Source organism: Rhodovulum bhavnagarense (assembly GCF_004343505.1).
GTDB classification, from domain to species: domain Bacteria; phylum Pseudomonadota; class Alphaproteobacteria; order Rhodobacterales; family Rhodobacteraceae; genus Rhodovulum; species Rhodovulum bhavnagarense.
The window spans coordinates 101,781-116,365 of the sequence record NZ_SLXU01000008.1; the positions used below are offsets into that span (position 1 = coordinate 101,781).

Below are 14,585 nucleotides of genomic sequence, written 5' to 3' on the forward strand. Positions count from 1 at the left end.
GCTGGCGGCGGGCCTTTCGTGGGCTTGCCCCGACACTTCGGGGCGATGGACGTTACGCGAAAGGATGGCACACGGCATGACCCGGAATGACAGGATGTCCACCCATCGGCCGGGCTGGCGGCTGACGCCGGCCCGCTGGGCGGTGGCGATCGTGGCGGTGTTGGCTGTCGCGATCTCGGTCTGGCAACTGGAGGACGAAAGGCGCGGCGTGCTGATCGAGCCGCTGACGGGCACCGGGACCACGCCGGCCACCGTCTACCGCCTGCGCGATGCCCCCCCGGCCCCTGTCGTGATCGTTTCGCACGGTTTTGCCGGGTCGCGGCAATTGATGCAGGCCAGTTCGCTGACGCTGGCGCGGGCGGGATACGCAGTGGTGGCTTTCGATTACGAGGGGCATGGTCGCAACCCGGTGCCGATGTCGGGCGACGTGGCCAGCCCCGACGGTACCGCGTTGTTGTTGATGGATGAAACGCGCCGCGTCATCGATGCCGCACTCGCCCGGCCCTGGGCAGACGGGCGCGCCGCGATCCTGGCCCATTCCATGGGCAGCTATATCGCGATCCGGCAGGCCCGGCAGGATGACCGGCTGGCCGCCACCGTCGCCGTGGCCATGTCCAGCGACGATGTCACCGCGAGCGAGCCGCGCAACCTCTTGATCGTGAATGGCGAATGGGAGGGGCGGTTGGTCGGGGACGCGCGCGAATCCTTGCAGATGGCCGACCCGGCCGCGCAATTCGGCGACACCGTGGGCGATCCGGCGAACGGGACCGGGCGGCGCGCGGTGCTGGCGCCCAACGTGGAACATATCGGCGTGATCTACGCCCCGACCATGTTGCGCGAGGCGCGGCGATGGCTGGACGCGACCTTTGGACGACCGCAAAGCCAGGGGCCGGTGGCGCATATGGGCGGCTGGATCGCGTTGTTGCTGACGGGCATCGTGGCGCTGGGCTGGCCGCTGGCGCGCCTGCGCGGCAAGATGCACGACGCCCGCCCGGAACCGCTGTCGCGCCGCCGGTTCCTCGTGGTGGCGCTGTTGCCCGCGGTGGTCGTGCCGCTGGTACTGGCGCCGTTTGACACGCGCTTCCTGCCGGTTCTGGTGGCCGATTACCTGGCGGTACATTTCGCGGCCTACGGTGTTGTGGCGCTGGGCCTGCTATGGTGGTGGGGCGAGGTGCGATGGCCCGGCCGCGCCGAGGTGCGGCGCATCCTGGTCCTTGCCGGGTTGGTGGCCTTTTACGGCATCGGCGTTTTCGGCCTTGCCGTGGATCGTTACGTGATGTCGTTCTACCCGGTTCCCGTGCGCGGGGTGATCATCGCGGCGATGGCCGTGGGGACGGTGCCCTACATGCTGTCCGATGCGCTGATGGTCGAGGGCGGGCGCGCGCCCCTGTGGCGCTCTGTTACGGCGCGTGGCGCGTTCCTGGTGTCGCTGGGGCTGGCAACTGCGCTGGATTTCGAGCGATTGTTCTTCTTGCTGATCATCCTGCCGGTGGTTCTGGTCTTTTTCCTGTTGTTCGGGATGATGGGCGGTTGGGTCGGCCGCGCCACGGCCCGGCCCGCGGGCGCGGGGATCGGGCTGGGCCTGTTCCTGGCCTGGGCGCTGGGCGTGACCTTTCCGATGTTCCAGGCCTGAGGCGGGCTGTTGATGCGTAGCCCGGCCATGCGATACAGTTTCAGGCGATCCGCCCGCGTATAGTCGAAAGGAATGCCCATGCGTTTGCCGCGCCTTGCCCTGACCGCGCTTGTTTCTCTTGCCCTGGCTACCGCCGCGGCCGCGCAAGAGGTCACGCTGCGGTTCCAGCATTTCGTCTCGCCGCTTTCGGCGAACCCGACCTACTTCATGCAGCCCTGGGCCGACAAGATCGAGGTGGAGTCTGGCGGACGGATCAAGGTGGAACTCTATCCCCTTATGCAACTGGGCGGAAAAGCGCCAAGCCAGTACGACCTGATCCGCGACGGTGCGATCGACGGCGGCTGGGTGATCCCCGGCTACCAGCCCGGCCGCTTTCCGCAGGCCGAGGCGCTGGAGCTGCCCTTTATCGCGACCAAGACTGCCGAAGAGGCAAGCAAGGCCGCCTGGGTCTATACCCAGAAGCACCTGATGGACGATTTCGCCGATGTAAAGGTGATCGCCGCCCACATGCACGGGCCGGGCATCGTTCATAAAAAGGGCGGGCCCATTGCCAGGGTCGAGGATTTCGAGGGGTTGAAACTGCGCGGTCCCTCGCGGCCTGCGACGCTGTTGCTGAAAAAACTCGGCGCCACCCCTGTCGGCATGGCCGTACCCGCCTTTCCCGAGGCACTTGCCAAGGGGGTGCTGGATGGTGGCGTGATAACCTGGGAAATGTCGCCCTCGCTAAAGCTGGACGAGTTGACCGACAGCCATACCGACGTTGCAGGCGACCGGTCGCTTTATAACCTGTTCTTCCTCTGGGCGATGAACAAGGCGAAATATGACAGCCTGCCGCCCGACCTGCGCGCGGTGATCGACGCCAATTCGGGTTTTCATGCCTCGGCCATGGCAGGGCGGGCGCATGATATCGGCGATGCCGAAGGGCGCGGGCAGATGGCAGCGGCGGGTAATGCCCTCGCCACGCTGAGCGCGGCGGAAACCGCCCGCGTCAGGACCCTGGGCGACGAGGTGATCGCCGAGTGGATCGACGAGGTCGGCAAGCGTGGGCTGGATGGCGCGGGGTTGGTTGCCGATGTACAGGCCGCGGTGCAGATCACCCGCGCGCCCAGCAGATAGCGCCCGGTTGATTGCGCGCGCTGGCGCGCGCACGCCTTTTGTGGGCGGCCCCCGTCCGGGGGCCGCGTGTCGGGGTATTTGGCCCAAGAAGAAGGGGCAGGGCGGTGCCTAGTGTACGTCGGGGGCGTTGGGGCGGCGGACAATGCGTTCAGGTTCGGGCAGCCCCGCCTCGGCCGCGATCTGGAAGCGGTTCTTGCGCGAGCGTTCGGTCGCGGATTTGAGCTGACCGCAAGCGGCCATGATGTCCTCGCCCCGCGGCGTGCGGATGGGCGAGGCGTAGCCCGCCTTGTAGACGATATTGGCGAACGCCTCGATCCGGTCCCAGTCAGAGCGCTCATAGGGCGATCCGGGCCATTCGTTGAACGGGATGAGATTGATCTTGGCCGGGATACCCTCGATCAGCTTGACCAGGCGGCGGGCATCCGCGTCGCTGTCATTCACGTCTTTCAGCATCACGTACTCAAAGGTGATGCGTTCTGAATTGGACAGTTTCGGATAGGCGCGCAGCGCTTCGAACAGTTGTGCGATCGGGTATTTGCGGTTGATCGGCACCAGCGTGTTGCGCAGCTCGTTCGTGGTGGCATGTAGCGAGATCGCCAGCATGCAGCCGATTTCCGACCCGGTACGGGCGATTTCGGGTACGACCCCACAGGTCGAAAGCGTGATGCGGCGGCGTGACAGCGATATCCCCTCGCCATCCATCGCGATCTGCATCGCATCGCGCACGGCCTCGAAATTGTAGAGAGGTTCGCCCATGCCCATCAGCACGATGTTGGAAATCAGCCGGGTTTCATCCTTGGGGTGACGCCCCGGTTCGGGCCATTCGCCCAGGTCGTCGCGGGCCAGCATGATCTGGCCGACGATTTCGCCCGCCGTCAGGTTGCGCACAAGCCGCTGGGTGCCGGTATGACAGAAGGTGCAGGTCAGCGTACAGCCCACCTGTGACGAGATGCACAGCGTGCCGCGATCTTCCTCGGGGATATAGACCACCTCGACCTCGTGGCCGCCGGCAATGCGGACAAGGTATTTGCGCGTGCCGTCGGCAGAGACCGTGCGGGTGACGATCTCGGGCACCTCGATCACGAAGTGTTCCTTCAGCCGGGCCCGGTACTCCTTGGCGAGGTTTGTCATCGCGTCGAAGTCGCGCACGCCTTTCTGGTAGATCCATTGCCATAGCTGGACCTCGCGCATCTTTGACTGGCGGTCGGGCGTGCCTGCGGTGACAAGTGCTGCGCGCAGTTGCTCTCGGGTCAGGCCCACGAGGTTTTGCCGGTCGGACACCACGGGCTTGCGGGGAATCAGCATTGCCTCGGGCGCGATGGGCGGTGTCACGGACATATGGCGCGTCTCCTTGGGGTCAGGGCGCGGGGTCTACAGCAATCAGCATCATAAATAAAGCCGCCCGCCCGTCTCGCAAGGGGCAGGCGGTATACGGCTGTCGGGACTCAGTTGCCCGCGCAGCGGCGCTGGGCTTCGTCATGGGCGGCGGTGAAACCCAGCAGCGAGAAGGTGTCCCTGGTGGTCGTGCCGCGCGCGGAACGGCCGGTGAGAACGGCCTCTGCGCCGGCTTTCATGGCGGCGACGATGCGGGTATCGTCCTGGGGCGTGGCGGACCAGGCCCATTCCGGCGACGAACTGTCGGTGAACAACTCGAAGCTGTTATCGCCGATCTGGAGACTGACGGTGGAATCCGATGCGAAGGGATAGCCGCCGGTAAAGGAGACCTCGCCCGATACGTCCGCCCCCGGCCGGAACGTCACGAAAAGCAGGATCTCGCCCCGGCGCACCGAGACGACGCGCCCTTCGCGCGTGTTCACGGTTTCCTTGGGCGGCGAGACACCCCAGCATTCGGTCGGGTCGTCCTCGACGAAAACGCTCCAGTCTGTCTTGACGGCGACGTTGTTGGTCGATTCCTCCTGGGCGTGACCGGCCAGCGCGATCAGCGCCAGCGCCCCGCCCAGAAGGGCCGTTCGCAATGGGGATGTCATTTCTGCCGCGGCCTCCTGCTGTCTCATGCGCCGCTGCCCGCCGACCGGGCCCTGTCGCCCGTGATTTTAAGTGGCGCGGCTCTGTGCACCTCGATAGGCGTCAACCTAACGTAGTCGTGCCGAAATTTGAAAGCCCCCTTGGCGGAAATTTGCGCAGTCGTGACGACGGGGCGGCCAAGTGGAGATCGGGCGGCGCGTGCTCAGACGCGTAACGCGTCCTGCATGTAGCCTTGCAGGTACAAAAGCGCGGTCAGGTCGCCATGGTTGATGCGGATATCGCATTGCATGGCCACGGTCGGTTTCGCATGGAGCGCGACGCCCGCCCCGGCAAGGCCCAGCATGCCGAGGTCATTGGCCCCGTCGCCGACCGCCATGACCTGATCCGGCGTGATGCCGAGGTCGGTGGAGATGCGCGTCAGGGCCTCGATCTTGGCCTCGCGACCCAGGATCGGCTCGGCGACCTTGCCGGTCAGCTTCCCGTCTTCGACCAGCAGGGTATTGGCCTGGTGGTCGTCAAAGCCCAGGTCCGCCGCCACCTTGGCCGCGAAATTCGTGAATCCGCCCGAGACCAGGACGCAATGGGCGCCATTCGCCTTCATCGTGGCGACCAGGGCCGCCCCGCCGGGGGTATAGGTGATGCGTTCGGCCAGCACCTTGTCGACCACGCCGACATCCAGCCCCGCCAGCAGGCCCACGCGTTCACGCAGTGCGCCCTCGAAATCCAGTTCGCCGTTCATCGCGCGCGCGGTGATATCCGCCACGCGGGGGCCGATACCGGCCTCGTCGGCCAGTTCGTCGATACATTCCTGCCCGATCATGGTCGAATCCATGTCCGCGATCAGCATCTTCTTGCGCCGCCCCTCGGCGGGCTGGGCGACCAGGTCGACACCGATCCCCTGCAACTCGGACCAGATATCCCAGAAATTGCCAGGCAGGGTATCCACCGCGAATTCGGCGGCGATGCCATGGGCCAGCCAGCGCATGTCAGCGCCGCCCCAGGCGTTGCACAGGGCCTCGATCGTGGCGGTTTCCAGCGTGGGATGGGCGGGATTGGTCAGCAATGTGACGATGTGCATGGGCAAGTTTCCGATCGGCTGCGGCGCATGTCGCAATTTGGTGCTCAGGCGCCGCGATAGCGTAGTTTTCCCCCTTGCGCCAGAGGGGCAACAAGCGTAGAGGCGTCCGTGGGACACCCCTCCCCAACGAGGGGCGTATATCTGGAAGGATACCAGCAATGGTCATCGAGACTCCGGCCGCGCGGCCGGTTAATCCGCGTTTTTCTTCTGGCCCCTGTGCCAAGATTCCTACCTTCTCTCTCGACAAGCTGAACGACGCCGCCTTGGGCCGCTCGCACCGCGCCGCGGTGGGCAAGGTCAAGCTGAAGGCCGCGATCGAAGAGACGCGCGAGATCCTTGGCATCCCCGCCGATTACAAGATCGGTATTGTTCCCGCCTCGGATACCGGCGCCGTCGAGATGGCGATGTGGTCGATGCTGGGCGAACGCGGCGTCGAGATGCTGGCCTGGGAAAGCTTCGGCGCGGGCTGGGTCAGCGACGTGGTCAAGCAGCTGAAGCTGGACGCCACCGTGCGCGAAGCCCCCTATGGCGAGATCGTCGATTTCGCCGAGGTCGATTTCGACAGGGACGTGGTCTTTACCTGGAACGGCACCACCAGCGGCGTGCGTGTGCCGAACGGTGACGCGATCCCGGCGGATCGCGACGGTCTGACGATCTGCGATGCGACCAGCGCCGCCTTTGCGATGGACCTGCCTTGGGACAAGCTGGATGTGACCACCTTCTCCTGGCAGAAGGTGATGGGCGGCGAGGCCGCGCATGGCATGCTGATCCTCAGCCCCCGCGCGGTCGAGCGGCTGGAAAGCTACACGCCGGCCTGGCCGCTGCCCAAGATCTTCCGCCTGACAAAGGGCGGCAAGCTGATCGAGGGAATCTTCGTCGGCGAGACGATCAACACGCCCTCTATGCTGGCGGTCGAGGATTACCTCGTCGCGCTGGACTGGGCGAAATCCATCGGCGGGCTGCCTGCGCTGATGGCGCGGGCCGATGCGAATGCCCAAGCGATCTTCGATTTCTGCGCGGCGCGCGACTGGATCGACAACCTGGCCGTCGACCCGGCCACGCGGTCGAACACCAGCGTTTGCCTGAAATTCACCGATGCCCGCATCGCCGATGGGGCCGCCTTTGCCAAGGCCGTCGCCAAGCGGCTGGAAGCCGAAGGCGTGGCGCTGGACATCGGCGCCTATCGCGACGCGCCCGCGGGGCTGCGCATCTGGTGCGGTGCGACGGTCGAGACCGCCGATATCGAGGCGATGCTGCCCTGGCTGGAATGGGCCTTTGAGGCCGAGATAGCCGCTCAGGGCTGAGACGAATTTTCTGCGAAAATTCGGGGCCGGGTGATACCCGTCCGGCCCCATCCCCCCATTCGTGACAAAGGAGCGCCCGAGATGGCCCCCAAAGTTCTCGTTTCCGACGCGCTGTCCGAAACTGCCGTCCAGATTTTCCGCGACCGCGGGATCGACGTCGATTTCATGCCCGAACTGGGCAAGGACAAGGATAAGCTGATCGAGGTGATCGGCAATTATGACGGCCTTGCCATCCGCTCGGCCACCAAGGTGACTGAAAAGATCCTGGAGGCGGCCGAAAACCTCAAGGTCGTCGGCCGCGCCGGCATCGGCGTGGACAACGTCGATATTCCGGCGGCCTCGAAAAAAGGCGTGATCGTAATGAACACGCCCTTTGGCAACTCGATCACCACGGCCGAGCATGCCATCGCCATGATGATGGCCGCGGCCCGGCAGATCCCCGAGGCCAACGCCTCGACCCATGCGGGCAAGTGGGAAAAATCCCGCTTCATGGGTGTTGAGGTGACCGGAAAGACGCTGGGCCTGATCGGCTGTGGCAATATCGGGTCCATCGTCGCCGATCGCGCGCTTGGGCTGCGGATGAAGGTTCTGGCCTATGACCCGTTCCTGTCCGAGGAACGCGCCAACAAGCTGGGTGTAACCAAGGTCGAGCTGGACGAGTTGCTGCCGCGTGCAGATTTCATCACCCTGCACGTGCCGATGACCGAAAAGACGGCGAATATCCTGTCGGCCGAGAACCTCAAGAAGACCAAGAAGGGCGTGCGCATCGTCAACTGTGCCCGCGGCGGGCTGGTCGACGAGGCGGCGCTCGCCGAGATGCTGCAATCGGGCCATGTCGCGGCGGCAGCCTTTGACGTCTTCGCGGTTGAACCGGCCAAGGAAAACGTGCTGTTCAACCTGCCCAACGTGGTCTGCACCCCGCATCTGGGCGCCTCCACCACCGAGGCGCAGGAAAACGTCGCCCTCCAGGTGGCCGAGCAGATGGCCGATTACCTGCTGACCGGTGCCGTAACCAACGCGATCAACATGCCCTCGATCACCGCCGAAGAGGCCAAGGTGATGGGGCCGTGGATCAAGCTGGCCGGGCATATCGGGTCGTTCATCGGGCAACTGACCGATGAGCCGATCAAGGCCATCAACATCCTCTACGACGGTGTCGCCGCCGAGATGAATACCGCCGCGCTGAGCGCCTCGGCCATCGCCGGCCTGTTGAAAGTGGCCAATCCTGACATCAACATGGTTTCTGCCCCGGTCGTGGCCAAGGAGCGCGGGATCGCCAGTTCTGTTACCACGCAGGACAAGTCGGGCACTTTCGACGGCTATATCAAGATCACTGTCGTCACGTCCGAACGCGAACGCTCCATCGCCGGTACGGTGTTCTCGGATGGCAAGCCGCGCTTTATCCAGATCAAGGGCATCAATATCGACGCCGAAATCGGCGAGCACATGCTCTATACGACCAACAAGGACGTGCCCGGCATCATCGGTGCGCTGGGTGGCACGATGGGCGCGCATGGCGTGAACATCGCGAACTTCACGCTTGGCCGCACCGCGATCGGGGACAGTGCGATCGCGCTTCTCTACCTCGACCAGCCGATCCCGGCCCATGTGGTCGAGGAACTCAAGGCCACGGGCCTGTTCCAGCGCGTGCGCCCGCTGGAATTCGACGTGGCCTGAGCCTTTTCGGGTTTGACAGGACCGGGGTCCGCCGCGTTTGCTGCGGCGGACCTTTTTCGTTCAAGCCAGGAGAGGGGCGGCCCATGCTGCGCAGCTATGCCATCGGTGACGTTCACGGCCATCTACAAAAGCTGCGCGCCGCGCATGCGCTGATCGCGTCCGACCGGGCCTTGACCGGCGACGACCAGGCGCCCGTGGTGCATCTGGGCGATCTTGTGGATCGTGGTCCCAACAGTCGCGGTGTTCTTGACTTTCTGGATCAAGGTCGTGTCGAGGGGCAGCCTTGGGTCTTGCTCAGGGGCAATCACGACCGGTTCATGCAGTATTTCCTGCGCCCCGGTTGCAAGCCGGAGCCCCGGCGCCCGGACCTGGACTGGTTGTCGCCCAATGTAGGCGGTCGTGAGACCCTGGCCTCTTACGGGGTCGAGACCGGGATGCATCCCGACCTTGCGGCGCTGCATGATGCGGCTGTGGCCGCCGTGCCGGGCGGCCATCGCGACCTGCTGGAGTGTTTGTTACCCGCCTTTCGTCGCGGCGAAGTATTTTTCTGCCATGCGGGCGTGCGGCCGGGCAGGGCGCTGGAGGACCAAGTCGAGGATGACCTGATCTGGATTCGCGGCGAATTCCTTGACGATCCGCGCGATCACGGCGCGTTGATCGTGCATGGTCACAGCCCGGTTGAACAGGTGACCCATTACGGCAATCGGGTGAACCTCGATACCGGCGCAGGCTATGGCGGGCCCGTTTCAGCCGTCGTGATCGAGGGCCGCGAGGTATTCGTGTTGACAGAAAACGGCCGCGTGCCGCTCGGCCCCGTGGGCTGAGGGCACGCGTAACCGTATCATTTCAGAAGGCTTTTCATCATCCAGAGTGCTTTCTGGTGGACCTCGAGACGGTCGCCCAGCATCCCGGCACTGGCCTCGTCTGCAGCGTCCTGCGCGGTTTTCAGCGCCTCTGTAAGCGTGGCGCAGACGGTTTCGTAGTCTTTGATCGTTTCGGCAACCATGTCCTCGGCCGAAAGCTGTGCGTCGGTTTCAGTGACGCTGGCCAGCGCGGTCAGGGCCGCAGTGGTGCCAGGCGCGTATTCGTCCAGCGCGCGGATGCGTTCGGCGATGTCATCCATGGCCGCGGCTAGTTCGGTATACTGGGCCTCGAACATCTCGTGCAGGGCAAAGAATTTCGGCCCCTCGACATTCCAGTGAAAATTATGGGCTTTGGTGTAAAGGACAAAGGTATCGCCCAATACGCGGGCGAGGGCTTCGGCGACAGCCTTGCGGGTATCGTTGGTCATGGTGGTCTCCGTTGCAATGTGACTTTCAAGGGCCGGTTTCCCGCGTATATCAGCGGGTGGCTGGGCCAAAGCTATGCCCATGCTGGCCGTTTCAAAGGGCTCGCCCCTGTGTCAAAAGGCCCCGCCAGACCGGATCGGCGCCATCAGCGCGTCTTGCAGCGGGCAATCGCGCACCACGTCCTCGCCGCACAAGCGCGGTTCGAAATCGCGCGTCAGGCATAGCCGGGCCTCCTGGATGCGCCCGGCCTTGCAGGTGATGGTGACCATGTCTGCGCGCCAGTCGGGGTTGGCTTGCAGGAAAGCCTCTTCGACCACGGCGGCGGGTAATCGCACCGAGCCCCTGAGCTTGCGGAACACATCGGGGCGATTCACCGCGGTATAGGCGCGGCGCGCGGCGTCGAAATAGGCCGGTGCATCCATCCCGCTGCACCGTCCATGTTTGCGCCACTGGTACCACGCAAGGCCCGAACTACCCATGATGTCGATCATCGCTTCGGTCTGTTGGCGCGAGGGGTTTGGGTGGGGCGTCGGGCAATCGCTGGGCCAGCCACGTTCGAATTGCGGCCATAGACCATGCAGAATCCAGCCATGACCGGCCTCGGCATCGCATTGCGGGCTGTTGTGACGATCTCCTTCAAGCGCGCACCAGGTCGGTGACCAGCTCAGCGCAAGAACGTAGTAGTCGAACGCGCCGACCGTCTCGCCCTCGGCCCGGGCCAGCGTTGCGGTCAGCATCAGGAGTGCAATCCAGCGCATTTTCTCTTTTATCCGCTCCTCGGGCGCAGTATAGAACGTCGCAACCTCCCCGAAAACGAGGATCGGCGCCGCAGGGCGCAGCCGTTTTCCCGGCAGGGGAGCCCCATGTGCGTTTAGAGGAGTGAGGCCAATGAACAAGCCGCTTATGGCCAAGGCCACCGCCGTCTGGCTGATCGACAACACCACGCTGAGTTTCAAGCAGATCGGCGATTTTTGCGGCCTGCACGAACTGGAGGTGCAGGGCATCGCCGATGGCGACGTGGCCGCCGGGGTCAAGGGGTTCGATCCGATCGCGAATAACCAGCTCAATCCCGAAGAGATCACCAAGGGTGAGGCCGATCCGCTTTACAGCCTCAAGCTCAAGTTCAACCCCGCCTCGGTGGGCGAGGAAAAACGCCGCGGGCCGCGTTATACCCCGCTGTCCAAGCGGCAGGACCGGCCCGCGGCGATCCTGTGGCTGGTCAAGTTTCATCCTGAACTGAGCGATGGACAAATCTCGAAACTGGTTGGCACGACCAAGCCGACGATCCAGACGATCCGCGAGCGAACGCATTGGAACATCGCCAACATCCAGCCGATCGACCCGGTCGCGCTGGGTCTTTGCAAGCAATCCGAACTTGATGCCGCCGTGCAGAAGGCCGCCAAGGCCAAGGCCGCAGCGGGCGAGTTGATGTCGGATGATGAGCGGCGCAAGCTGGTTTCGACCGAGCAATCTCTGGAAATGGCCACGGAACCCAAGATCCCCACCGCGATTTCGGGGCTGGAAACCTTTACCTTGGGCGGGCGCGACGACGACGACAGGGAGGATACGCTGCCGGATGCCGACAGTTTCTTCAACCTGCCGGACACTGACGACGACGAGGACGATCTCCGCTGAGCCGTCCCCGCAATGACCCGGCCCCGCGCGGCCGGGTTTTTCCATTCACGGGGGGGGCCGAGTTGGGCGGCGGCCATGCAACCCGATCAGAATCCCTTGCGGGCCTTCAGGGCTGCGCTGATGGTTCCATCGTCAAGGTAATCAAGTTCGCCCCCGATCGGAACGCCCTGGGCCAGAGAGGTCAGGGTAACACCGGTATCTGCCAGGGCGTCGGCGATGTAATGGGCGGTGGTCTGGCCGTCGACGGTGGCATTCAATGCCAGGATCACCTCTGATATGCCCTCGTCGCGCACCCGTGCCGCAAGGGTCGGGATGCGCAATTCGTCCGGGCCTACCGCATCCAGCGCCGAAAGCGTGCCACCAAGGACGTGATAGCGTCCCTTGAACACCCCCCCGCGTTCGATGGCCCACAGGTCGGCCACATCCTCGACCACGCAGATCGTGCCGGTGGTGCGCTCGGGGTCGGTGCAGATCTCGCAGATTTCGGTGGTCGTGATATTGCCGCAGCATTGGCATTCGCGGGCGGTTTCGGCGGCCTGCTGCATGGCCTGGGCAAGCGGCACCAGGAGCACCGCCCGTTTCTTGACAAGATGCAGCACCGCGCGCCGCGCCGATCGGGGGCCGAGCCCCGGCAACCGCGCCATCATCTCGATCAGCGTCTCGATCTCGCGGGGCCGGTCGGTCACGGTCTCAGACCGGCAGGTCCATGCCCGGCGGCAGACCCATGGATTCGGCCAGTTTCCGGGTCTCGTCCTTGGTCCGTTCCAGCGCCTTTTCCTGGGCGTCCTTGATCGCGGCCAGGATCAGGTCCTCGACCACTTCCTTTTCCTCGGCGTTGAAGATCGAGGGGTCGATGTCCAGGCCCGTCAGGGTGCCCTTGGCGGTCGCGGTGGCCTTGACCAGGCCGGCGCCGCTTTCGCCCAGGACGATGATATTGGCCAGGTCGACCTGAAGCTGGGCCATCTTGCCCTGCATTTCCTGCGCGGCCTTCATCATCTTGGCCATGTCGCCAAGACCGCCCAATCCTTTCAGCATTCAGTCGCTCCTTTGCTTAGCTGTCCTCGAAGGGGTCCCATTCATCCTCGACCTCGGGAAGGGCCTCTTGGGCGGCCTGCGCGGCGAGGTCTTCGGGGGTTCTTATGTCGATGATCCTTGCCTTTGGAAAGGCGGCAAATACAGCCTGGGTCAGGGGGTGTTGCCTTGCCTGTGCCTGCAATGCCATGAATTCTGCGTCGCGTTCCTCGGCGATGGTGGCCGCGCCACCCGTGCCCACGACCGACACGACCCAGCGTATCCCGGTCCAGGTTTGCAGGCGTTGGGCCAGACGCGCTGCAAGGTCTTTGGGGGCGTCCTCGGTCGGTTCGAATGCGATCCGGCCGGGGCTGTAGCTGGCCAGGCGCAGGCCCGTTTCCACATCGACCAGGAGTTTCGCGTCGCGGTTGGCGCGGATCAGCTCTATCACCTGGTCAAAACAGGCATACTGCGCAAGCGACGTCTCGGGTTCGCGGGCCAGCGCGGCAACCGGGCCGCCCCTGCCTGACATGGACGCGGGGGGGCGAGGCGCGGCAAGGCCGACCGGGCCGCCGCCATTCGGGCCGCCTCCCGCACCGCCCCCCGCCGGGCCGGCCGGGCCATGGCCGCCCGACGGTGGTGTTTCGGACAGCTTTTTCACCAGTTCCTCGGGTGAGGGTAGGGTGGATACATGCGTCAGCCTGATCACCGCCATTTCCGCCGCCATCATGGCGTTCGGGGCCATCGCCACCTCTTCCAGCGCCTTGAGCAGCATCTGCCACATGCGCGTCAAGACCCGCATCGGCAAGCGATCCGCCATCGCCAGCCCGCGCGCACGTTCGTCGGGGGAAACGGTGGGATCGTCGGCGGCCTCAGGGGTGATGGAAATCACGCTCAGCCAATGGGTGATCTCGGCCAGGTCGCGCAGCACCGCCATCGGGTCGGCCCCGTCGGCATATTGCGCCGAGAGTTCCGCCAGCGCGCCCGCCGCATCGCCCGCCATGATCAGGTCAAAGAGATCCAGCACCCGGCCGCGATCGGCCAGCCCCAGCATCGCGCGGACCTGATCGGCAGTGGTTTCGCCCGCGCCCTGGGAAATCGCCTGGTCAAGCAGGCTCATCGCGTCGCGGACGGACCCTTCGGCGGCGCGAGTGATCAGGCCCAGTGCATCGTCGGTGATGGACGCGTTTTCCAGAGCTGCGATCTTCTTAAGATGCGCGATCATCACCTCGGGTTCTATCCGGCGCAGGTCGAATCGCTGGCATCGCGACAGGACCGTGACCGGCACCTTGCGGATTTCCGTGGTGGCAAAGATGAACTTCACATGGGCCGGGGGTTCCTCAAGTGTTTTCAACAGCGCGTTGAACGCGTTGTTGGACAGCATGTGAACCTCGTCGATGATATAGATCTTGTAGCGCGCCGAGGCCGCGCGATAGGCCACGCTGTCGATGATCTCGCGTATGTCGTTCACGCCGGTTCGGCTGGCGGCGTCCATTTCCATAACGTCGACATGGCGGCCTTCGGCAATCGCGACGCAATGTTCGCAGACGCCGCAAGGCTCGGTCGTGGGGCCGCCCGTGCCGTCGGGGCCGATGCAGTTCATCCCCTTGGCGATGATCCGCGCGGTGGTGGTTTTCCCGGTGCCGCGGATGCCCGTCATCACGAAGGCCTGCGCGATCCGGTCCGCGGCAAAGGCATTCTTCAGTGTGCGCACCATCGCGTCCTGGCCGATCAGGTCGGTGAATGTCGCGGGGCGATACTTGCGGGCGAGCACCTGGTAGGCGGTGCCTTGGGTCTCGGACATGGGGCCTCTCGGATTCGCGGGCGGGTCTCAGGGTAGGGGGGCGGACAGCCGC

The 14,585-nt window shown here is 64.7% G+C and carries 14 protein-coding genes; 6 read left to right on the top strand and 8 right to left on the bottom strand.

All coding sequences use genetic code 11. The features are described from left to right. The first annotated feature begins 76 nt into the window (after positions 1-76). Both EV663_RS09760 and EV663_RS09765 read left to right on the top strand, forming a co-directional pair. Positions 77-1,633, top strand: coding sequence for an alpha/beta hydrolase family protein (locus tag EV663_RS09760; RefSeq protein WP_243697927.1), 1,557 nt, complete (start codon positions 77-79; stop codon positions 1,631-1,633). 78 nt (positions 1,634-1,711) lie between these two features. Next, positions 1,712-2,749, top strand: a complete 1,038-nt coding sequence (locus tag EV663_RS09765) for a TRAP transporter substrate-binding protein (protein WP_132951611.1) — start codon at positions 1,712-1,714, stop codon at positions 2,747-2,749. 108 nt (positions 2,750-2,857) lie between these two features. On the opposite strand, the gene rlmN is transcribed toward EV663_RS09765, so the two are convergent. The 3 genes from rlmN to serB all read right to left on the bottom strand — a co-directional run bounded on the left by rlmN (position 2,858) and on the right by serB (position 5,813). Then, the gene (gene rlmN / locus EV663_RS09770) at positions 2,858-4,087 is read right to left on the bottom strand and encodes a dual-specificity RNA methyltransferase RlmN (protein WP_132951612.1); all 1,230 of its coding nucleotides are present in this window, start codon (positions 4,085-4,087) and stop codon (positions 2,858-2,860) included. Positions 4,088-4,194: 107 nt separating this feature from the next. Continuing rightward, positions 4,195-4,764, bottom strand: a complete 570-nt coding sequence (locus tag EV663_RS09775) for an invasion associated locus B family protein (protein WP_243697928.1) — start codon at positions 4,762-4,764, stop codon at positions 4,195-4,197. A gap of 173 nt (positions 4,765-4,937) precedes the next feature. Continuing rightward, positions 4,938-5,813, bottom strand: coding sequence for a phosphoserine phosphatase SerB (gene serB / locus EV663_RS09780; protein WP_132951613.1), 876 nt, complete (start codon positions 5,811-5,813; stop codon positions 4,938-4,940). A 158-nt stretch (positions 5,814-5,971) separates the two neighbouring features. On the opposite strand from serB, the gene EV663_RS09785 reads away from it, so the two are divergent. From EV663_RS09785 to EV663_RS09795, 3 genes are all read left to right on the top strand, one after another. Beyond that, entirely contained in the window at positions 5,972-7,117 is a 1,146-nt protein-coding gene (locus EV663_RS09785) for a phosphoserine transaminase (protein ID WP_132951614.1), read from the top strand. 81 nt (positions 7,118-7,198) lie between these two features. Then, a complete protein-coding gene (serA, locus tag EV663_RS09790) occupies positions 7,199-8,794 on the top strand; it encodes a phosphoglycerate dehydrogenase (RefSeq protein ID WP_132951615.1) in 1,596 nt (531 codons plus the stop codon). Positions 8,795-8,880: 86 nt separating this feature from the next. Next, positions 8,881-9,618, top strand: a complete 738-nt coding sequence (locus EV663_RS09795; RefSeq protein WP_132951649.1) for a metallophosphoesterase — start codon at positions 8,881-8,883, stop codon at positions 9,616-9,618. Positions 9,619-9,635: 17 nt separating this feature from the next. On the opposite strand, the gene EV663_RS09800 is transcribed toward EV663_RS09795, so the two are convergent. Both EV663_RS09800 and EV663_RS09805 read right to left on the bottom strand, forming a co-directional pair. Further along, positions 9,636-10,085 (bottom strand): Dps family protein, encoded by a 450-nt coding sequence (locus EV663_RS09800; protein WP_132951616.1) that lies wholly within the window; start codon positions 10,083-10,085, stop codon positions 9,636-9,638. A gap of 111 nt (positions 10,086-10,196) precedes the next feature. Further along, complete coding sequence (locus EV663_RS09805) at positions 10,197-10,841, bottom strand: ribonuclease T2 family protein (RefSeq protein WP_132951617.1); 645 nt, start codon at positions 10,839-10,841, stop codon at positions 10,197-10,199. Between the two features lie 130 nt (positions 10,842-10,971). On the opposite strand from EV663_RS09805, the gene EV663_RS09810 reads away from it, so the two are divergent. After that, positions 10,972-11,718, top strand: a complete 747-nt coding sequence (locus EV663_RS09810; protein ID WP_132951618.1) for a DUF1013 domain-containing protein — start codon at positions 10,972-10,974, stop codon at positions 11,716-11,718. Between the two features lie 86 nt (positions 11,719-11,804). Here the strand turns inward: EV663_RS09810 and recR are convergent, their stop codons facing one another. From recR to EV663_RS09825, 3 genes are read right to left on the bottom strand one after another with little or no spacing between them, the layout of a single operon-like run. Further along, positions 11,805-12,404 carry a recombination mediator RecR gene (gene recR, locus EV663_RS09815; RefSeq protein ID WP_132951619.1) on the bottom strand — a complete coding sequence of 200 codons (600 nt, stop codon included), beginning with the start codon at positions 12,402-12,404 and terminating at the stop codon, positions 11,805-11,807. A 4-nt stretch (positions 12,405-12,408) separates the two neighbouring features. Further along, complete coding sequence (locus EV663_RS09820) at positions 12,409-12,753, bottom strand: YbaB/EbfC family nucleoid-associated protein (protein ID WP_132951620.1); 345 nt, start codon at positions 12,751-12,753, stop codon at positions 12,409-12,411. A gap of 16 nt (positions 12,754-12,769) precedes the next feature. Further along, positions 12,770-14,533 (bottom strand): DNA polymerase III subunit gamma/tau, encoded by a 1,764-nt coding sequence (locus tag EV663_RS09825; RefSeq protein WP_132951621.1) that lies wholly within the window; start codon positions 14,531-14,533, stop codon positions 12,770-12,772. Positions 14,534-14,585: the final 52 nt, after the last annotated feature.

Excerpts from the sequence above, each read along its gene's own strand:
- EV663_RS09760 (WP_243697927.1), top strand. The coding sequence starts at position 77 with ATGACCCGGAATGACAGGATGTCCACCCATCGGCCGGGCTGGCGGCTG.
- EV663_RS09765 (WP_132951611.1), top strand. The coding sequence starts at position 1,712 with ATGCGTTTGCCGCGCCTTGCCCTGACCGCGCTTGTTTCTCTTGCCCTG.
- rlmN (WP_132951612.1), bottom strand. The coding sequence starts at position 4,087 with ATGTCCGTGACACCGCCCATCGCGCCCGAGGCAATGCTGATTCCCCGC.
- EV663_RS09775 (WP_243697928.1), bottom strand. The coding sequence starts at position 4,764 with ATGAGACAGCAGGAGGCCGCGGCAGAAATGACATCCCCATTGCGAACG.
- serB (WP_132951613.1), bottom strand. The coding sequence starts at position 5,813 with ATGCACATCGTCACATTGCTGACCAATCCCGCCCATCCCACGCTGGAA.
- EV663_RS09785 (WP_132951614.1), top strand. The coding sequence starts at position 5,972 with ATGGTCATCGAGACTCCGGCCGCGCGGCCGGTTAATCCGCGTTTTTCT.
- serA (WP_132951615.1), top strand. The coding sequence starts at position 7,199 with ATGGCCCCCAAAGTTCTCGTTTCCGACGCGCTGTCCGAAACTGCCGTC.
- EV663_RS09800 (WP_132951616.1), bottom strand. The coding sequence starts at position 10,085 with ATGACCAACGATACCCGCAAGGCTGTCGCCGAAGCCCTCGCCCGCGTA.
- EV663_RS09805 (WP_132951617.1), bottom strand. The coding sequence starts at position 10,841 with ATGCGCTGGATTGCACTCCTGATGCTGACCGCAACGCTGGCCCGGGCC.
- EV663_RS09810 (WP_132951618.1), top strand. The coding sequence starts at position 10,972 with ATGAACAAGCCGCTTATGGCCAAGGCCACCGCCGTCTGGCTGATCGAC.
- EV663_RS09820 (WP_132951620.1), bottom strand. The coding sequence starts at position 12,753 with ATGCTGAAAGGATTGGGCGGTCTTGGCGACATGGCCAAGATGATGAAG.
- EV663_RS09825 (WP_132951621.1), bottom strand. The coding sequence starts at position 14,533 with ATGTCCGAGACCCAAGGCACCGCCTACCAGGTGCTCGCCCGCAAGTAT.